Origin of the sequence: Flavobacterium sp. FlaQc-48 (assembly GCF_044007335.1) — a bacterium.
In the GTDB taxonomy this organism is placed as follows: Bacteria; Bacteroidota; Bacteroidia; order Flavobacteriales; family Flavobacteriaceae; genus Flavobacterium.
The window spans coordinates 88,240-106,993 of the sequence record NZ_JBIPCR010000008.1 but is presented as its reverse complement, the minus strand read 5'-3'; the positions used below and the strand labels follow the sequence as shown (position 1 = coordinate 106,993).

Genomic DNA, 18,754 nt, shown 5'->3' with positions numbered 1-18,754 from the left:
TATGTTTTTTATTCTTGTGTAGTTTTGCTTTTAAAAAATGCTGCGAAAATTAATCCGAAAATAGAACTTATTACTATAGCAAAAACAGATCCTTTAAGTAATTCTACTGTAGAATAAGGATTCGTTTCTTTCATTTTAGCAATCGTTTCGTTGATTACAGAAGCCGGCGATCCAAATTTTTGCATCATTCCTGCGGTATATTTAATAATTAATTCGTTTAAAGTGTCTTTTGCGCCCGGATCAATTACGTTAAATAAAAGAATGTTAAAAAGGGTAGAAATCAAAATTCCAATTACAGCAGCTATAAAATAAGTTGTAAAAGCTTCTTTGAATGTGTAAATACCTTTTAAATCTTTCTTGGTTTTAGAAAGTAAGACGATGCTTAAAGTAAGACTTATTGCTAGGCCTATAAGTCCCATCCACCATGCAGTAAACAAATTTAAATCGACTGCATATATGGTAGCAGTGATTAATGCCGATGCAATTCCGATCATTGCACCATAAGTAATTCCATTCTTTTTTATAACTTCATTAATCATATTTCGATATGTTTTAAAATTAATCCACAAATATAGTAATTACCAATATAATCACAGATAAAAAAAGCTTTTTCGATTTAGCTAAAAAAAAGTGAGCGAAACATTTGTTTATTAAAAAAGAATTGTAAATTTGCACACTTAAAAATAATTAAATTTTAAACAAAAAAGAGTATCCCTTATTTACACCTTTTTCTAACCATGGAAAAGCTTCAAAATGAAAATGCTCTGAACAATAAATAAAAAGAAAAGATGAAAAAAGGAATTCACCCAGAAAATTACAGATTAGTTGCATTTAAAGACATGTCAAATGATGACGTTTTTATCACTAAATCTACTGCAGATACAAGAGAAACAATTGAAGTTGACGGAGTTGAGTATCCAGTTGTAAAAATGGAGATTTCCAGAACATCTCACCCTTTTTATACTGGTAAATCTAAACTTATCGATACTGCAGGACGTATTGATAAATTCAAAACTAAATATGCAAAACACGCTAAAAAATAATAGCTGTTTTTATTTATACACAAAAGCCTTCCATTCGGAGGGCTTTTTTTATGGAGTTTTTTTTATCTTTAAAATACGATGTTAACTTATGGCAGTATTTTCTTTATTTATAAATGTACAGGTTTAATGAAACGCATAAATATTTGTAACTTTGAACCCGATAACCAAATCAAGATTTTAACAAGTACCAAATTTAATTATTTATGAATTACATTCTTTTTGACGGTCCGGTCCGGAATGCTTTATTACCTTTTACTTTTACAAGGCCCGTGGCTGATATCCTAATCGGAATTATGACGATTCGTCAAAAATGGGAAACCCGTTTGGGGTCTACTATAACAACAATTACCGAAGATTATTTATCTGCCAAATTTCCTATGGTTGAAATGGAGGAAAATGTGATGATAAATGCTGCGTATTTACCAAATGATACGCTTGCTGAAATGGTTTCGGATTTAAAGGAAAACCAGGCCATCTTTAAAGGAGATGATGTAATCGCTTTTTTTACAACAGAAAATCAGGAAGAAGTTGATTTTGATTCTTACGAAATCATTCCGTACAATGAAGATACTTTGACTGTAGAACATACATGGGATATTTTTTCTAAAAATGACGCTGCAATTCGCCAGGATTTTATTTATCTGACAGAAGATAGAAAATCACAGCCAATTCCGAAAAGTGTGAATGTCATCGCACCTGAAAATGTATTTATTGAAGAAGGGGCAAAATTAGAGTTTGTAACTTTAAATGCTTCAACAGGTCCTATATATATAGGTAAGAATTCCGAAATTATGGAAGGATCCGTAATTCGTGGTCCTTTTGCTTTATGCGAAAATGCACAAGTAAAGCTAAATGCCAAAGTTTACGGAGCGACTACCGTTGGTCCGGGATCCAGAATAGGAGGAGAGGTTAAAAATTCGATTCTTTTTGCCAATTCAAACAAAGGGCATGATGGTTTTTTAGGGGATTCTGTTTTGGGTGAATGGTGTAATATTGGTGCAGACAGTAACAATTCGAACCTGAAAAACAACTATGAGGAAGTGAAATTGTGGAGTTATGAAACAGAAGGTTTTGCTAAAACGGGTCTTCAGTTTTGTGGCCTGATGATGGGAGATCATAGTAAGTGCGGGATCAATACGATGTTTAATACCGGGACTGTAGTAGGAGTAAGTGCTAATATTTTTGGAAGCGGTTTTCCCAGAAATTTTGTTCCGAGTTTCTCCTGGGGCGGAGCGGCAGGTTTTACCACTTATGTAACCAAAAAAGCTTTTGAAACTGCAAAATTAGTAATGGGGCGACGAAACATAGATTTCGACGAAACAGAATCTGCCATCTTAGAACACATTTTTGAGGAAACCAAAAAATGGAGAAAAGATTAATTAAAAGATAATTAGTCCATTTGATAATGATAATGTAGCAAACCCGACAGGTTTTAAAAACTTGTCGGGTTTTTTAGATTTTAAAATTAAAGGGTTATTTGTCGATCTTGGTAAAATCTCCTTTTAAGTTGAATTTTAATTCTAAGCCGTTGGTTAGTTTTGTTTCATAACCAAAAGTTCCTATTTCTATTTTGGTTATTTTTTCTTTACGGAAATTTGTTTTTACATACGAGGCAATTTTTTTCGGAATAATAGACGAAGGGATTTTGGAGCTGTTTCCATCAACTTCTTTCCAGTTTCCTTTTTTATCAAATTCGATTTCAATTTTATTATCAAACTGAACTTTGTATTCTGTAGAAAGAATTTCTTTGTCTTCTATTATGTAACTGGGCTTTTTTGATCCAAAGTGAGTCTTTAGGAAAGTTTGTGCATTTGCCGGCAAAGCTTCTTTTTTAATGACCGTTTTTTGTGCGTTTGCAGAAAATCCAAATAACAATCCTGCAATTAGACCAATCGTTAAGTTTAATTTCGTTCTCATATTTTTGCTGATTTTTGAATTCATAGACAAGTTAAGGCTAAAATTCGAGTATATGTAGGAATATTTATGTGATTTTAAAATCGGGAATGTCAGTCATCTAAAAAATATTGTCTAATAGTCTAATTAATCTATCTTTGCGCTTTCAAAAAAATACTTGCTGGGACGTCTAACAATCTAAGCAGTCTAAAATCTAAAAATCTAAATGATTACAGTTAACGATATTTCGGTTCAGTTTGGTGGAACTACATTATTTAGCGATGTTTCTTTTGCTATAAATGAAAATGATAAAATTGCCCTTATGGGTAAAAATGGTGCGGGGAAATCGACACTTTTAAAAATAATTGCAGGCCAGAGCAAACCTTCTACCGGAAGTATTTCGGCTCCAAAAGAAGCTGTTATTGCTTACTTGCCTCAGCATTTATTGACTAAAGATGGTTCGACTGTAATGGAAGAAGCTTCAAAAGCTTTTGGTGAAATTTTTAAAATGAAAGCCGAAATCGATGAAATCAACGAACAATTAACCGTTCGTACAGATTATGAAAGTGATGCTTACATGAAATTGATTGAAAGGGTTTCTGACTTAAGTGAGAAATTTTATGCAATCGAAGAAGTAAATTACGAAGCTGAAGTTGAAAAAATACTAGTTGGTTTAGGTTTTGAGCGTGAAGATTTTACACGTCAGACATCGGAGTTTTCAGGAGGATGGAGAATGCGTATTGAATTGGCTAAAATTTTATTGCAAAAGCCGGATTTAATTTTACTGGATGAGCCAACCAATCACATGGATATCGAGAGTATTCAATGGTTAGAAGAATTCCTGATCAATTCAGCAAAAGCAGTTGTGGTAATTTCACACGACAGGGCTTTCGTAGATAATATTACCAATCGTACTATTGAGGTTACAATGGGAAGAATCTACGATTATAAAGCAAAATATTCTCATTACTTAGAATTAAGAAAAGACCGTCGTGTACACCAACAAAAAGCATACGATGAGCAACAAAAAATGATTGCAGATAACAGGGCTTTTATCGACCGTTTTAAAGGAACATTTTCTAAAACTGACGCCGTTCAGTCTCGTGTTAAGATGCTTGAAAAACTAGTTATTGTTCAGGTTGATGAAGTAGATAATTCCGCATTAAAATTAAAATTTCCGCCGGCAGCACGTTCCGGACAATATCCTGTTGTGGTAAAAGATTTGTCTAAATCCTATGGAGATCATGTGGTTTTTAAAGACGCCAATATTGTGATTGAAAGAGGGCAAAAAGTAGCGTTTGTGGGTAAAAATGGTGAAGGAAAATCAACCATGATCAAAGCTATCATGAAAGAAATTGGTATTGATGAGGGAAGTGTAGATATTGGTCATAATTCTCAAATTGGGTATTTTGCCCAAAATCAGGCTTCTTTATTAGATGAAAACGCTACGATTTTTGAAACTATTGATAATATCGCGGTTGGAGATGTTCGTACCCAAATAAAAAATATTCTTGGCGCGTTTATGTTTCAGGGTGATGATATTACAAAGAAAGTAAAAGTACTTTCAGGGGGTGAAAAAACGCGTTTGGCAATGATTAAATTATTGTTGGAACCCGTTAACTTACTGATTCTGGATGAGCCTTCAAATCACCTGGACATGAAAACCAAAGACATTATTAAAGATGCCTTACGTGACTTTGACGGAACTTTAATCCTGGTTTCTCACGACCGTGATTTCCTTGACGGATTAGCGACTAAGGTTTTTGAATTTGGTAATAAACGTGTAAAAGAACATTTTGAAGATGTAGCAGGATTCCTCGCGCACAAAAAAATGGATTCGATGAGAGAGATAGAGAAGTAATCTAGTTAAAATTATGATAATAAAAAGGGCGTTAGTTAATCTAACGCCTTTTTTTTGGGTTAAAAATATAAAAAAGTGATTATTAAATAAATGTTAAAAACATGATATAAGTCAGATTTTTAGTTAAAAGTATTGGGTAGATTTAATGTAGTAAAAAGAAGTTGTGGACAGCTGAATTTTTACGAATAAAAATAAATCTACACTTTTATCATGAAATTTCTAAATCAATCTTTTTTAGAAAAGATTATTTTTTTAATCTTTTTATTTCCCTTTTTTTTGAACGGGCAAACTACAGATTCTAATGCTTCAGGTGAGGTAAAATATCCTCAGTTTAAATTTCAGGGACTTTTTCAGGCCCGTTATTTAAATGATTTTAGTAAGGATATTGATGCTGTAACCGGACTTCAGCATACGGATGGTAATGCAGTCGAAAATACATTTGATATTAAAAGAATGCGTCTGGGCGTTACCACTAAATTAGGAGAACGTTTTGATGTTGTTGTTTTGGCAAACCTGGCCGATTTTAAATCAGATCCTAAAGGCAAGGTTTTAGAAAATGCCTTTGCAAGGTATATTTTTAGCAAAGATGTTGGTTTATTAGTAGGGCAGTTTAGGCCTGCATTTGGAATCGAGGAATTGAATCCGGCTGATATCCTTAAATCATTTGATTACTCTAATCAATATACTGAATTTGGAAATAATGGCTGGACTAGCTTTCAAATTGGTGCATCTGTGTTTGGCGGTTTTAATTTAGGAAAAACCCCTGTTACTTATGCTTTATCTGTTGTAAATGGTAATGGAAAAGATCAGATATCAGATAAAGATAATGGCAAACAATATTCTGCTCGTCTTGCTTTTGAACTGGATAAGAAGCATAATATAAATTTCGGGATCAATGGTGGTTTTGGCGAAGTTTTTACTCAGAAAGTTTTCGCTGTGGGGCTGGACCTTACTGCTGATTTTAAACTCGCAGATAAATTGATATTACAAACTCAGCTTGAGGCGAAACAAGGAATCAATCACTTCCTGTATTATTCTTTAGTTCCGGATTTGAGAACTCTAAATATCAATGATTACGAAATGCGAGGGGCTTACTTCCTGCCTAATTTGAGATATGAAATTAGATACCGGAAATTAACGGCGATAGAATTTTCGTGTCGATATGAATATTTTGACAGAAGCTTCAAAATCAATTCAAACGCCAGACAGACTTATACTCCAATGGCAGGTTTAGAATTTGGAAAAGGCTATACCGGACGTATCGAAATGGGCGTGCAGTTCGATAACTATAAACGAAACATTCCAAATACTACCACATACGATAATAACTTGTTTATTATTCAGTTTCAAGGCAGGTTTTTCTAAGCAGACTATTAAAAATTTAATTATAAGATCATGAAAGAAATAAATATAAAAAACACACTTATTACACTGGCAATAGGTTTAGCAATTTGGTTTGTTCCCACTCCTAAAGGACTTTCGCCGGAAGCCTGGCATTTGTTTGCCATCTTTATCTCCACTATTATCGGAATTATTTTAAAAGCAGCGCCAATGGGTACGATGTGTATGCTTGCTATTGCGGTAACTGCTTTTACCCAGGTTTTGGCGCCTGGAAATGCAGGAGATTCAATAACCCTGGCTTTGGGAGGTTTTGGAAATAAAGTGATTTGGCTTATCGGAATTTCATTTTTCATTGCCAGAGGTTTTATAAAAACGGGACTTGGTAATCGGATAGCCTTTTTATTCATTAAAATATTTGGCAAAAGCTCTTTAGGACTGGCGTATGGTTTAGGCCTGGCAGATTTGGTTTTAGCGCCGGTTGTGCCTAGTAACACCGCCAGGGGAGGAGGGATCATTTACCCGATTATGAAATCAATGTCAATGAGTTTTGGTTCAGATCCGGATAAGCCGGAAACACGCAGAAAACTTGGTGCCTATCTTACATTGAGTAGTTATAATGTAAACCTGATTGCTTCATCTATGTTTTTAACCGGAACAGCGAGTAATCCAATGTGTCAAAAATTTGCCGAAAATTTAGGCATCCATATTTCCTGGACATCATGGGCTCTTGCAGCACTGGTTCCTGGTTTAGTTGCTTTTTTTGCGATTCCTTATCTGTTATACAAAATTTATCCGCCTGAATTAAAGAAAACAGGAGATGCGCCAAAAATTGCAGGAGAGAAATTAAAAGAGATGGGGGCGATTTCTAAAAACGAATGGTTAATGCTGCTTACTTTTGTTATTTTATTGTTCCTTTGGATGACTGGTGACCTGTTTTCTATTGATGCCACTACCACAGCGTTTATAGGATTGGTGGTTTTGTTACTGACTTCTGTTTTAACCTGGGATGATGTAAAAGCAGAAAAAGGAGCGTGGGATACCATCGTATGGTTTGCCGTTTTGGTTATGATGGCAAGTTCTCTGGATAAATTAGGTTTTATAGGGTGGTTTAGTGAGATTGTAAAAGGTCAAATGATTGGTATGAGCTGGCAATTAGCCTTTTTAATTATTATTGGGGTTTATTTCTTTAGCCATTATATTTTTGCAAGCGCAACGGCTCACGTAGCGGCAATGTATGCGGCATTATTAGCGGTCGGAATATCTTTGGGTGTTCCGGGTCTATTCCTTGCTTTTATGTTAGGGTTTGTGGGGTCTCTTTACGGAACATTAACGCATTACGGGCACGGGCCAGCGCCGGTTTTCTTTGGTAGTGGTTATGTAGACTTAAAAAGTTGGTGGGTTAAAGGACTTATCACAGGACTTGCGATGCTTGTTATTTATTTAGTAATAGGAGGTTTGTGGCTGAATGTTTTAGGATATGTAAATTAACAGGTTAATATTTAGGATTAAAAAAGCACAGGAATATAATTTCTTGTGCTTTTTATTGCTTTTGAACGAAATGTTTAGGCTTCTTTTAAAACGCTTTTCTTTTTAAAATATAAAGAGGTATACGCTGCCATAAAGCAAACAATGCGTATGATAACCATATTCCAAACGGGTTTTGTGGTTTGGGAAAAAGTACCGTTTACTATAATTAATATTCTAAAAGCTTTCAGGAAATGAGTTAACGGAATCACATTTGCAATTGCCTGAACTGCTTGTGGCATGTGGCTTAATGGCCATGTAAATCCGCTTAAGATAAAACTTGGAGTGGCAATAACCATTAAAATCTCAGTAGCTTTTAATTGGCTCGGAACCAAAATACTGACCAGGATACCGATGAAAGAAACCGAGAGCACAAATATACCGGCAATAAAGGTTAATGGAAGTAAGTTTTTATAAAAAGGCAATCTGAACCATAAAGTAAAAAGCCAGTAGATGAACCAGATACCAAAACTCATAATCACGACGCATGTGGCCTCTTTTTGAATAGCAATTTGCGAAAGCTTATTTTGATCGTATAAGATTGAAGCAATCGAAAGAACTTCGTTATCCTCAAACATCTGAATGGCTTTCGAACTTAACTCAGATCGATCCTGATCGACAATGATTATAGGTAAATCGGTCTTTTCCTCTACCGTAAACATAGCCTAATAAAACGCCGTAAAGAATTGGCGCTCCAATAAAAAGCAATCGGAGATACTTTTTGCTATAGCTTTATTTATAGCCTCTTCGAGAGTGGTCGAGACTTCGATCTGGCTATAGCTGTAAGTAAGTGAAAGAAAGAAAATGAAAATGGGTAAATGTTTTTCATCGTAATTTTGTTTCTATAGTGGTACTAAATCTTAAACAGTTTTTTGTAAGATATTATAAAAGCAATAGGCTACAAGAAAGGAGGGTATTGGCAAAGTTGAGAGTATTAATATTGCTTAAATGGTTTATTACGAGTAAATTGATGGGGAATTAAAGTTTTTTAAATACATTTTTTGAGGATAATAGAAAGTTACGTGATAATGTTAAATTCTTACGTTTTTTTTATATCTTAGTCAGCATAATTCTACTAAACTATTTATTAATATGAAAAAGAGTATTTTATTTTTTGCTATTTTAATGACTGGTTTATTTAGTCCGTCTGTATTTTCTCAAACAGATAATGAGCCTGTTGCTTTAGGTTTGCCCGGAGATAATCTTAATTTATATGCTGTTCTGGATATTTTTCAAAAATCTAAAACTTTAGAAGATTTTGAAAAAGCATTAAATGATCCGGATAATAAGGTCAATAATTTAGATCTAAATGATGACGGACAAATTGATTATATCGAAGTAGAGAGTCATAAAGAAGGGAATACGCATGTAATTGTGCTTCAGGTTGCTGTAAATAATAATGAAACACAAGATGTTGCAGTTATTGAAGTCGATAAAGACAAAAAGAACAATATTCACGTTCAGGCTATAGGCGATGAAGATTTATATGGAAAAAATTATATTGTAGAACCTTCAGATAATGTTTCCGGAACACCAAATCCGGGTTATAAAGGAGATGCGACTGTAATTGTAAATAATAATACAACCAATAATTATAATACAACAACCAGTAATCCAGACTATGTAAGTACTAGTGTTAGTGCCTGGCCGGTAGTATTGTTTTTGTTTTCACCTATATATGTTGCGTATAGATCTCCGTGGCATTGGGGATATTATCCTTCTTACTGGCGTCCCTGGCGTCCGGTTTATTACCATGATTACTGGGGTTATCATGGACATTATTACAGAAGTCCTTACTATCGAAGAACAGTTGTTGTAAGAAATCCAAGGTACTATAATAATTATGTATCCCGAAGAAATACATCAGTAGTGGTTAGAAATAATAGCGCTAACGGACGTTATAATACAACCTATAACGGCAGGGATTATAAAAGACCAGCACCGGTTACCAGACCAGCCAGACCAGGAAATACGACAAGGCCAGTAACACGTCCTGCGAATCCGTCAACGCGACCTGGAAATACAGCCAGGCCTGTAACACGTCCTGTGAATCCATCGACCAGGCCAGGAAATACAACCAGACCTGTGACACGTCCGGTAACGCCAACTAATCCGTCAACACGACCTGCTGTACAACCAACAAGGCCAGCTACACGTCCGGTAACGCCAACTAATCCATCGACGCGACCTGCAGTTAGACCAACGCAACCCTTAACACGTCCGGCGACAACGAGACCAGCAACAACAAGACCGGCTAATCGTGGAGGTTCTGAGAGAAGGTAGGATTAATAGTTAAATTGAAAAATAAGTAATATTGGGCTAATCTTTTATTTACTGTGCTTATGAATAAATCGTTACTAATAAAAATTATTTTTGTCTTTGTTATAATACCACTTTTTGTAACTGCTCAAACTGCTGATAAGCCCGCAGCAGCAAGTCCTGAAAGTAGTGTTGCGTATCCTCAGTTCCAGTTTAAGGGACTTTTGCAGGCCAGATATCTGGAGAGTACCGGTACAAATGTCGATGTAATGGGGGTGCACCATTCTACAGGAGAGGTTACGCAGAGTTCTTTTGATATAAAAAGAATGCGTGTGGGGCTTAATACTAAATTAAGTAATACTACCGAGGTTGTGATCCTGGTAAATCTGGCTGATTTTAAATCGGATACTAAAGGCAAGGTTCTTGAAAATGCTTACGGGAAATATACCTTTAATAAATATATAGCGTTAACAGGAGGGCAATTCAGACCAGCTTTTGGTATTGAAGAATTAGTTCCTGTTGATATTATCAAATCGTTTGATTTCTCCAATCAGTATTATGAATTTGGGAAAAACGGATGGACAAGTTTTCAAATTGGTGCGTCTGCATCCGGAGCATTTGATGTGGGGAAAATTCCGGTAAATTATGCTGTTTCTGTTTTAAACGGCAATGGAAAAAATCAGGAGATGGATAATGACAACGGGAAACAATATTCAACAAGATGGGTTTTTGGCTTGTCAAAAGAGCATCAAATTAATCTTGGTTTAAATGGTGGAATCGGAAAAAGATCAGATCAGAAAGTGTTTGCTTTAGGTGTCGATATCACCAGCGATTTTAAGCTGACAGACAGATTTACTTTTGATTTGCAGGTTGAATACAAGCAAGGGACCAATCAAAATTTATATTTCTCTTTGCCTGCTGACGCCCGAACATCAAATGTTGATGATTACCAGATGCGAGGGATTTATTTTTTACCTAATTTGAGATATGTAGTCGATTATAAAAAATTGACTTCTCTTGAGTTGTCCTGTCGATTTGAATCTTTTGATAATAATTTTAAGGTAAACTCGAATGAACGGAAAACCTATACCCCTATGATAAGTCTTGAATTTGGTAAAGCTTATTTAGGACGCATAGAAATGGGATTTGAAATTGATCGATACGACAAAAATATTCCGGATACGGCTTTCTATAATGATGATTTATTCCTGATTCAGTTGCAACTCCGACTTTAATTTAATTCCTGTTCTTATGAAAGAAGTAAAAATCCCTCAAACTTTAATTACACTTGCTATTGGAATAGTAATTTGGCTTATTCCCGCACCCGATGGTGTAAAAATTGAAGCCTGGCATTTGTTTGCTATTTTTGTGGCCACAATTCTGGGCATCATTTTAAAAGCAGCTCCGATGGGAACGATGTGTATGATTGCGATTGCTTTAACTGCATTTTCACAGGTTTTGGCTCCTGGTGAAGCTGGAAAATCAATTACACTGGCATTAAGAGGTTTTGGTGATAAAGTTATCTGGCTTATTGGTATTTCATTTTTCATCGCAAGAGGTTTTATTAAAACGGGTTTAGGGAACAGGATTGCTTTTTTGTTTATTAGGATATTCGGAAAAAGTTCACTTGGCCTGGCGTATGGGTTAGGCTTGGCCGATTTAGTTTTGGCTCCGGCTGTTCCAAGTAATACCGCCAGAGGAGGAGGGATTATTTATCCTATTATGAAATCGATGTCTATGAGTTTTGGTTCGATGCCGGATCAGCCTGAAACGCATAGAAAACTAGGTTCTTACTTAACACTTAGCAGTTACAATGCTAATTTAATTGCTTCGTCTATGTTTCTAACCGGAACAGCAAGCAATCCCATGTGTCAAAAATTTGCACTTAATTTAGGTATAAAAATTAGTTGGATTTCCTGGGCAACGGCTGCAATAGTTCCCGGATTAGTAGCGTTTTTTGTAATTCCTTTAGTGTTGTATAAAATATATCCGCCAGAGTTGAAAAAAACCGGAGATGCTCCTCAGATTGCAGCTCAAAAGTTAAAAGAAATGGGACCAATAAGTCGTAATGAATGGATGATGTTATTGACTTTTTTTATTTTGCTGTTTCTTTGGATGACGGGTGATCTGTTCTCTATCGATGCTACAACAACTGCATTTATTGGTTTAGTAATTTTGCTTCTGACTTCGGTTTTAACCTGGGATGATGTTAAAGCTGAAAAAGGGGCCTGGGATACTATTGTTTGGTTTTCGGTTTTAGTAATGATGGCAAGTTCACTTAATGAACTTGGATTTATTGGCTGGTTTAGTAATCTGGTAAAAGCTGAAATTGGAGGTTTGAGCTGGCAAATGGCTTTTCCTATTATTATACTTGTTTACTTTTTTAGTCACTATCTTTTTGCAAGCGCAACCGCACATGTTGCCGCAATGTATGCTGCTTTGTTAGGTGTAGGGGTTTCTCTTGGAATTCCGGGATTGCTATTGGCTTTTATGCTTGGTTTCGTAGGGTCGCTTTACGGAACTTTAACCCATTATGGTCATGGTCCGGCACCCGTTTTCTTTGGGAGCGGCTATGTTGACTTAAAGAGCTGGTGGGTTAAAGGTTTGGTGACCGGTTTGGTGATGCTCTTTATTTATATGGTAATTGGAGGATTGTGGCTCCGAATTATTGGTTATTTCTAATATTAGATCCTGATTCCGGGAGGTAACAACTCTTTGTATTTTGGATTTTTTTTGATGAATAATACAATTTTAGGATGAATAGGCATTAATCTGAATTTTTTTTCAATGATGAGTGTCATGATATTTTTAAGTAATTCATCAATTAACGCTTGATTTTCAAAACCTTCCGGGGTGTTTATTTTGGTTAGAAAGATTTTCTTTTCCTGAAATGAATATTCAACAGAAAGTAATCCTTCAGGGACTATGGTTTCAAATTGTCTTGCAAAAGTGTTGTCTTTGATTTCCATAGTTTCAATAGGTTCCATATTAGTCATGTTTTTTGGGGATTGGATTAAAAAATAATAGAAAAAGAACGTTAGGAACATTATAGTAATTAATCTTGGAAGGATATTAAAATAATGTTTATAATGACTGCAAAGGTAATCATTTGATTTTCAATATGAAATTATTTTTTAATACCATATAGATGTCAGTATTGGTTGATCTATTAGGCTTAAAAAATAATTATGGTGTAAGATTTGCAGTGTATATTGCTAAAAAAAGTAATTTTAGCATGAAATTAAAATCTGTAATCCTAATTCTTCTTCTGTCAAATGAGTAAAATTCCTGTATATTTTATGCCTGGTCTGGCTGCCAGTCCGGCAATTTTTGAAAGAATCAAATTAGATGAATCTGTTTTTGAAGTGTGTTTGCTGGAGTGGGAAATTCCCAAGCTAAAAGAATCTCTCTCGGATTATGCATTGCGAATTTCAAAAAAAATCAAACACGAAAATCCGGTTTTAATTGGTGTTTCCTTTGGTGGAATTTTAGTTCAGGAGATAGCCAAACATCTCAAAACCCGAAAAGTAATTATCATTTCGAGTGTTAGAAGTAATGCCGAATTCCCAAGAAGAATGAAAATCGGAAAATCTACAAAGGCCTACAAGCTGATTCCGATGAAATTAATTCTGAATATCGAAAATCTGGCAAAATATTCGTTTGGAGAAAAAATAAACAAGCGCATTAAATTGTATGAGAAGTTTTTAGCCGTTCGCGATCTAAAATATTTACAATGGGCAGTAGAATCGGTTATTCTGTGGGACAGAAATCAAATTGACGAGAAGGTGATCCATATTCACGGCGATCAGGATGATGTTTTTCCTATAAAGTATATTAACAGCTGTATTGTGGTAAAAGGCGGCACTCATATCATGATCCTTAATAAATACAAATGGCTGAATGAGAATTTGCCTTCTATAATATTGGAAGAATAAAATTCTAAATTCAAAATATCTTACGGTTATGAACTGTTGTAAAAGTTTTAAACTTTGGCAAAGCTATGGGCGTGATGTTTAAATTTAATCCTGTCGAGATAATGATGCAAAAAAAATCCCAAATTCATGATTGGAATTTGGGATTTTAAAATATTTGGAATTAAAAAAAATCTAGATTTTCTTCATTTGATCTTTCATCATTGTGATTTGCTCTTTCAGCATTCCTTGTTTGTCTAATTTCTTAGCTTCGTTTAGTAAATTAGTTGCTTCAAGCTTTCTTCGGCGTGACATGGCAACTCCGGCAAGGTTTAATTTTGCTACGGCCAAATCCATATCCATTGATAGTCCCAGTTCGATCGCTTTTTTGAAATGTTTCTCAGCCTGGTTGATATTGGTTTGTGATAACATAATTCCGTGAAGGTAATTAAAGTAACCTTGTTGCTTTCTTACTAAGGCAGCCTCAGGATTTTTGATGTATGCAAGCCATTTTTTAGCGCCTTCAAAGTCTTGTTTTCTTAATTTAAGGAAAGCTAAAAGGATGAATTCGTTTTTAAAGTAAAGAAAAATTGGAATCGCCGTGAGTAAAATAAGGAAAATTCCGTTCCCGATATTACTTTCGGTAAATTGCCAAATGCCAGCAACCACAAGAAGTCCGGCTAAAATAAGTTTAATATTTTTATGAAACATAATAGATGTATATTTGTGATTGCAAATATAGTAAAATGAATTAAAAATATTTTTATTAAAGTACTTGCCAGAAAAAAAAGTCTTTGTATATTTGCACTCGGTTTTGGAATAATGATATTCAAAAACAGAAAAGAGATATTAGATACCATTTTAAAGATACAAAACAATGAGCAAAAGAACATTTCAACCATCGAAAAGAAAAAGAAGAAATAAGCACGGATTTATGGACAGAATGGCTTCTGCGAATGGAAGAAAAGTTCTAGCGCGCAGAAGAGCAAAAGGAAGACATAAATTAACTGTTTCTAGCGAGCCTAGACACAAAAAATAATGTTTCTATAAACATAAATAAGGCGTTACTTTTTTAGTATCGCCTTTTTTTATACCTTGTCGGTAAAAAATCCGCAACGTTCTAGTTTAGAATATACTACGAATGTTTTTTAAAGTACTTTATATAACTACACAATACAAATAAAATGCCTAAAGACACATCAATAAAATCAGTTTTAATAATAGGGTCAGGACCTATTGTTATTGGTCAAGCTTGCGAATTCGATTATGCAGGATCTCAATCTGCACGTTCTATTCGTGAAGAAGGAATTGAAGTTATCTTGATAAACTCAAATCCAGCGACTATCATGACCGACCCAACAATGGCCGATCATGTTTATTTGAAACCATTAACTACAAAATCGATTATTGAAATTCTGAAAGAACATCCACAAATTGATGCTGTTTTGCCTACAATGGGTGGACAAACAGCTTTGAATTTATGTTTGGAGGCGGATGAAAAAGGAATTTGGCAGGATTTCGGAGTAAAATTAATTGGGGTTGATGTAAACGCTATTAATATTACAGAAGACAGAGAGCAGTTTAAACAGCTTTTAGAGAAAATTAATGTACCAACTGCGCCTGCAAAAACAGCTACCTCATATCTGGAAGGAAAAGAAATTGCTCAGGAATTTGGTTTTCCGCTTGTAATTCGTCCTTCGTTTACACTTGGAGGAACAGGAGCAGCGGTGGTTTATAAAAAAGAAGATTTTGATGAGCTTTTAACCCGCGGTCTTGAAGCTTCGCCAATACATGAAGTTTTGATCGATAAAGCTTTGATGGGCTGGAAAGAATATGAATTAGAACTTTTAAGAGATAAAAATGATAATGTTGTGATCATTTGTTCGATCGAAAATATGGACCCAATGGGAATTCATACCGGAGATTCGATTACGGTTGCGCCAGCGATGACATTATCTGATACCACTTTCCAGAAATTACGTGATTATGCGATCTTAATGATGCGTAGTATCGGAAATTTTGCGGGAGGTTGTAACGTGCAATTCGCGGTTTCGCCAGACGAAAAAGAAGATATCGTAGCGATCGAGATTAATCCTCGTGTGTCCCGTTCATCAGCTTTGGCTTCTAAAGCAACAGGTTATCCAATTGCTAAAATTGCTTCTAAACTGGCTTTAGGATATAATTTAGATGAATTACAAAACCAGATTACAAAATCGACTTCGGCTCTTTTTGAACCAACTTTGGACTATGTAATTGTAAAAATACCACGTTGGAACTTTGATAAATTCGAAGGTGCTGACAGAACTTTAGGTCTTCAGATGAAATCTGTTGGTGAGGTAATGGGAATTGGACGTTCTTTCCAGGAAGCTTTACACAAAGCAACCCAATCTTTAGAGATTAAAAGAAATGGTTTAGGTGCTGATGGAAAAGGATATAAAAACTACGAACAAATTATCGAGAAGCTGACTTTTGCAAGTTGGGATCGTGTTTTTGTGATTTATGATGCGATTGCAATGGGAATTCCGTTGAGCCGTATTCATGAAATTACAAAGATTGATATGTGGTTCTTAAAACAATATGAAGAACTTTATACTTTAGAGAAAGAAATTTCAAACTATAAAGTATCAAATCTTCCAAAAGAACTTTTGCTTGAAGCGAAACAAAAAGGTTTTGCTGACAGACAAATTGCTCACATGGTAAATTGTTTAGAAAGTGAAGTACATGCATTGCGTATGGAACAAAACATCAACCGTGTGTTTAAATTAGTAGATACCTGTGCGGCTGAATTTAAGGCAAAAACACCTTATTACTATTCTACTTTTGAGGCTGAAATCGAAAAAGCAAATGGTGAACGTTATGTAGATAACGAAAGTATTGTAACTGATAAAAAGAAAATCATAGTTCTGGGTTCTGGGCCAAACAGAATTGGACAAGGAATTGAGTTTGATTATTCTTGTGTACACGGAGTTTTGGCTGCTAAAGAATGTGGTTACGAAACGATCATGATCAACTGTAATCCTGAGACAGTTTCGACTGATTTTGATACAGCTGATAAATTATACTTCGAACCTGTTTTTTGGGAGCATATTTATGATATCATTCAGCATGAAAAACCAGAAGGGGTTATTGTTCAGTTAGGTGGACAAACAGCTTTGAAACTGGCTGAAAAATTGTCTAAATACGGAGTAAAAATCATCGGAACTAGCTTTGATGCTCTTGATTTAGCTGAAGACCGAGGACGTTTCTCAGATTTATTAAGAGAATTACACATTCCATTCCCACAATTCGGAATTGCTGAAACAGCTGATGAAGCTGCTGCTCTTGCAGATACTTTAGACTTCCCGTTATTGATTCGTCCTTCTTACGTATTAGGAGGTCAGGGGATGAAGATCGTAATCAACAAAAAAGAACTGGAAGAACATGTGATCAACTTATTGAAAACGATTCCGGGAAATAAATTACTTTTAGATCATTACCTAGCCGGAGCAATCGAAGCGGAAGCGGATGCTATTTGTGATGCTGACGGGAATGTGTATATCATAGGGATTATGGAGCATATCGAACCTTGCGGAGTTCACTCCGGAGATAGTAATGCGACTTTGCCTCCTTTTAACTTAGGAGAATTTGTGATGCAACAAATAAAAGACCATACTTTTAAAATCGCGAGAGCTTTGAAAACGGTTGGTTTAATCAACATTCAGTTTGCGATCAAAGATGATACGGTTTACATTATCGAGGCAAACCCAAGAGCTTCGAGAACAGTACCATTTATTGCAAAAGCTTACGGAGAACCTTATGTAAACTACGCTACAAAAGTAATGTTGGGACACAATAAAGTAACGGACTTCGATTTTAATCCGCAATTGAAAGGATATGCGATCAAACAACCGGTTTTCTCTTTCAGCAAGTTCCACAATGTAAACAAAGCATTAGGGCCGGAAATGAAATCGACAGGTGAAAGCATCCTGTTTATTGATGATTTGAAAGACGATCAGTTCTACGAATTGTATTCTAGAAGAAAAATGTATTTGAGTAAATAACCTCAAATCCTGATATAGAAAAAGCTCCATGAAAATGGAGCTTTTTTAGTTTTAGGTTCTCGTTAACTGTTTAACTCATTAAAATTCTGATCAAGTTTTTTAATTAATTTTAGATATAAAAATTTATATATCAGCCATATTGAGCAGCTAATCAATGAAAGGAATAAAATTAAAATACTGTAAAAAAGGATCTGAAAAATAAGCTGACTGTTTTGTGATGGATGGTGGCTGATGAAATTTTTATAAGAAGAATTACTTTCTAAATATAAATAAGCAAAAACTATCGAATTTAAATTAAAAATAATTAAGCTAATATAGATGTAGTTGTAAACTGATTTTCTTGTTTTTAATATATTTTTTGATAGTTCATTTAGATTCGAATTGGTGTTTATTTTTTTAAAGTTGAGATAAAATTGTACTATAAAAAAAATAAAAATGATGTAATATAAATAGTCTAAATACCGCATTATTTCACTTTTTTGAATGATAATTATTTCTTCGGTAAAAAGTTTTTTTCCATCAAAAAAGAAAGGCAGAATGGAAAGGGTAAACTCAATTATGCTTATAATAAAAATTTTTTTTACAATTGAATTGGAGCTCAAATGTATTATTCTTGTGAGTTCCGATTGTTCAATGGTTACATTTTTTAAGTTTAAATTTTCCCATGTTTTCTTGAAAACATTCAGTTTCTTCTGGTTTTTCATAACTAATCTTTTATAATTAGTCTCTTTTTTCTTATATAGTTACAGTTTGAAAGTAGCATAATCAATATTAAAACGTTTTTCCTTTTAATATTGATTATGTTACGATGAATTAATTAAGCCATTTGTTCAACAATCCACCACACTAGTTTAAGAATTACCTTCGTCATAATATTGAATT

The 18,754-nt window shown here is 34.7% G+C and carries 16 protein-coding genes; 11 read left to right on the top strand and 5 right to left on the bottom strand.

Annotated features, from left to right (window positions below):
* Positions 1-8 precede the first annotated feature (8 nt).
* Entirely contained in the window at positions 9-539 is a 531-nt protein-coding gene (locus ACHRWY_RS14290) for a DUF4199 domain-containing protein (protein WP_395355512.1), read from the bottom strand.
* Between the two features lie 249 nt (positions 540-788).
* On the opposite strand from ACHRWY_RS14290, the gene ACHRWY_RS14285 reads away from it, so the two are divergent.
* Together ACHRWY_RS14285 and ACHRWY_RS14280 are read left to right on the top strand one after the other, a co-directional pair.
* Positions 789-1,043 carry a type B 50S ribosomal protein L31 gene (locus ACHRWY_RS14285; RefSeq protein ID WP_031456968.1) on the top strand — a complete coding sequence of 85 codons (255 nt, stop codon included), beginning with the start codon at positions 789-791 and terminating at the stop codon, positions 1,041-1,043.
* 203 nt (positions 1,044-1,246) lie between these two features.
* Positions 1,247-2,422, top strand: a complete 1,176-nt coding sequence (locus tag ACHRWY_RS14280; protein WP_395355511.1) for a GlmU family protein — start codon at positions 1,247-1,249, stop codon at positions 2,420-2,422.
* Positions 2,423-2,516: 94 nt separating this feature from the next.
* Here the strand turns inward: ACHRWY_RS14280 and ACHRWY_RS14275 are convergent, their stop codons facing one another.
* The gene (locus ACHRWY_RS14275) at positions 2,517-2,960 is read right to left on the bottom strand and encodes a PepSY-like domain-containing protein (RefSeq protein ID WP_395355510.1); all 444 of its coding nucleotides are present in this window, start codon (positions 2,958-2,960) and stop codon (positions 2,517-2,519) included.
* A gap of 202 nt (positions 2,961-3,162) precedes the next feature.
* Between ACHRWY_RS14275 and ACHRWY_RS14270 the strand changes: the two genes are divergently transcribed.
* The 3 genes from ACHRWY_RS14270 to ACHRWY_RS14260 all read left to right on the top strand — a co-directional run bounded on the left by ACHRWY_RS14270 (position 3,163) and on the right by ACHRWY_RS14260 (position 7,626).
* Positions 3,163-4,797: an ABC-F family ATP-binding cassette domain-containing protein gene (locus ACHRWY_RS14270; RefSeq protein WP_395355508.1), complete on the top strand. Its 1,635-nt coding sequence runs from the start codon at positions 3,163-3,165 to the stop codon at positions 4,795-4,797.
* Between the two features lie 210 nt (positions 4,798-5,007).
* Entirely contained in the window at positions 5,008-6,162 is a 1,155-nt protein-coding gene (locus ACHRWY_RS14265; RefSeq protein ID WP_395355506.1) for a porin, read from the top strand.
* 30 nt (positions 6,163-6,192) lie between these two features.
* The gene (locus ACHRWY_RS14260; protein WP_395355505.1) at positions 6,193-7,626 is read left to right on the top strand and encodes an anion permease; all 1,434 of its coding nucleotides are present in this window, start codon (positions 6,193-6,195) and stop codon (positions 7,624-7,626) included.
* 74 nt (positions 7,627-7,700) lie between these two features.
* On the opposite strand, the gene ACHRWY_RS14255 is transcribed toward ACHRWY_RS14260, so the two are convergent.
* Positions 7,701-8,324: an ABC transporter permease gene (locus ACHRWY_RS14255; protein WP_395355504.1), complete on the bottom strand. Its 624-nt coding sequence runs from the start codon at positions 8,322-8,324 to the stop codon at positions 7,701-7,703.
* 430 nt (positions 8,325-8,754) lie between these two features.
* On the opposite strand from ACHRWY_RS14255, the gene ACHRWY_RS14250 reads away from it, so the two are divergent.
* From ACHRWY_RS14250 to ACHRWY_RS14240, 3 genes are read left to right on the top strand one after another with little or no spacing between them, the layout of a single operon-like run.
* Positions 8,755-9,945 carry a hypothetical protein gene (locus ACHRWY_RS14250; protein ID WP_395355502.1) on the top strand — a complete coding sequence of 397 codons (1,191 nt, stop codon included), beginning with the start codon at positions 8,755-8,757 and terminating at the stop codon, positions 9,943-9,945.
* Between the two features lie 59 nt (positions 9,946-10,004).
* Positions 10,005-11,156: a porin gene (locus tag ACHRWY_RS14245; protein WP_395355500.1), complete on the top strand. Its 1,152-nt coding sequence runs from the start codon at positions 10,005-10,007 to the stop codon at positions 11,154-11,156.
* Between the two features lie 16 nt (positions 11,157-11,172).
* Positions 11,173-12,603, top strand: coding sequence for an anion permease (locus ACHRWY_RS14240; protein ID WP_395355498.1), 1,431 nt, complete (start codon positions 11,173-11,175; stop codon positions 12,601-12,603).
* A gap of 2 nt (positions 12,604-12,605) precedes the next feature.
* Here ACHRWY_RS14240 and ACHRWY_RS14235 read toward each other — a convergent pair whose 3' ends face one another.
* A complete protein-coding gene (locus ACHRWY_RS14235) occupies positions 12,606-12,890 on the bottom strand; it encodes a GNAT family N-acetyltransferase (RefSeq protein WP_395355750.1) in 285 nt (94 codons plus the stop codon).
* A gap of 306 nt (positions 12,891-13,196) precedes the next feature.
* Between ACHRWY_RS14235 and ACHRWY_RS14230 the strand changes: the two genes are divergently transcribed.
* Positions 13,197-13,856 carry an alpha/beta hydrolase gene (locus ACHRWY_RS14230; protein ID WP_395355497.1) on the top strand — a complete coding sequence of 220 codons (660 nt, stop codon included), beginning with the start codon at positions 13,197-13,199 and terminating at the stop codon, positions 13,854-13,856.
* A gap of 171 nt (positions 13,857-14,027) precedes the next feature.
* Here the strand turns inward: ACHRWY_RS14230 and ACHRWY_RS14225 are convergent, their stop codons facing one another.
* Positions 14,028-14,543, bottom strand: a complete 516-nt coding sequence (locus ACHRWY_RS14225; protein WP_035682014.1) for a hypothetical protein — start codon at positions 14,541-14,543, stop codon at positions 14,028-14,030.
* 166 nt (positions 14,544-14,709) lie between these two features.
* Between ACHRWY_RS14225 and rpmH the strand changes: the two genes are divergently transcribed.
* Entirely contained in the window at positions 14,710-14,871 is a 162-nt protein-coding gene (gene rpmH / locus ACHRWY_RS14220) for a 50S ribosomal protein L34 (RefSeq protein ID WP_008464848.1), read from the top strand.
* Between the two features lie 145 nt (positions 14,872-15,016).
* The gene (gene carB, locus ACHRWY_RS14215; protein WP_395355495.1) at positions 15,017-17,872 is read left to right on the top strand and encodes a carbamoyl-phosphate synthase large subunit; all 2,856 of its coding nucleotides are present in this window, start codon (positions 15,017-15,019) and stop codon (positions 17,870-17,872) included.
* Positions 17,873-18,754 lie beyond the last annotated feature (882 nt).

Coding starts and splice junctions, on each gene's coding strand:
- ACHRWY_RS14290 (WP_395355512.1), bottom strand. CDS start 539: ATGATTAATGAAGTTATAAAAAAGAATGGAATTACTTATGGTGCAATG.
- ACHRWY_RS14285 (WP_031456968.1), top strand. CDS start 789: ATGAAAAAAGGAATTCACCCAGAAAATTACAGATTAGTTGCATTTAAA.
- ACHRWY_RS14280 (WP_395355511.1), top strand. CDS start 1,247: ATGAATTACATTCTTTTTGACGGTCCGGTCCGGAATGCTTTATTACCT.
- ACHRWY_RS14275 (WP_395355510.1), bottom strand. CDS start 2,960: ATGAGAACGAAATTAAACTTAACGATTGGTCTAATTGCAGGATTGTTA.
- ACHRWY_RS14270 (WP_395355508.1), top strand. CDS start 3,163: ATGATTACAGTTAACGATATTTCGGTTCAGTTTGGTGGAACTACATTA.
- ACHRWY_RS14265 (WP_395355506.1), top strand. CDS start 5,008: ATGAAATTTCTAAATCAATCTTTTTTAGAAAAGATTATTTTTTTAATC.
- ACHRWY_RS14260 (WP_395355505.1), top strand. CDS start 6,193: ATGAAAGAAATAAATATAAAAAACACACTTATTACACTGGCAATAGGT.
- ACHRWY_RS14255 (WP_395355504.1), bottom strand. CDS start 8,324: ATGTTTACGGTAGAGGAAAAGACCGATTTACCTATAATCATTGTCGAT.
- ACHRWY_RS14250 (WP_395355502.1), top strand. CDS start 8,755: ATGAAAAAGAGTATTTTATTTTTTGCTATTTTAATGACTGGTTTATTT.
- ACHRWY_RS14245 (WP_395355500.1), top strand. CDS start 10,005: ATGAATAAATCGTTACTAATAAAAATTATTTTTGTCTTTGTTATAATA.
- ACHRWY_RS14240 (WP_395355498.1), top strand. CDS start 11,173: ATGAAAGAAGTAAAAATCCCTCAAACTTTAATTACACTTGCTATTGGA.
- ACHRWY_RS14235 (WP_395355750.1), bottom strand. CDS start 12,890: ATGGAAATCAAAGACAACACTTTTGCAAGACAATTTGAAACCATAGTC.
- ACHRWY_RS14230 (WP_395355497.1), top strand. CDS start 13,197: ATGAGTAAAATTCCTGTATATTTTATGCCTGGTCTGGCTGCCAGTCCG.
- ACHRWY_RS14225 (WP_035682014.1), bottom strand. CDS start 14,543: ATGTTTCATAAAAATATTAAACTTATTTTAGCCGGACTTCTTGTGGTT.
- rpmH (WP_008464848.1), top strand. CDS start 14,710: ATGAGCAAAAGAACATTTCAACCATCGAAAAGAAAAAGAAGAAATAAG.
- carB (WP_395355495.1), top strand. CDS start 15,017: ATGCCTAAAGACACATCAATAAAATCAGTTTTAATAATAGGGTCAGGA.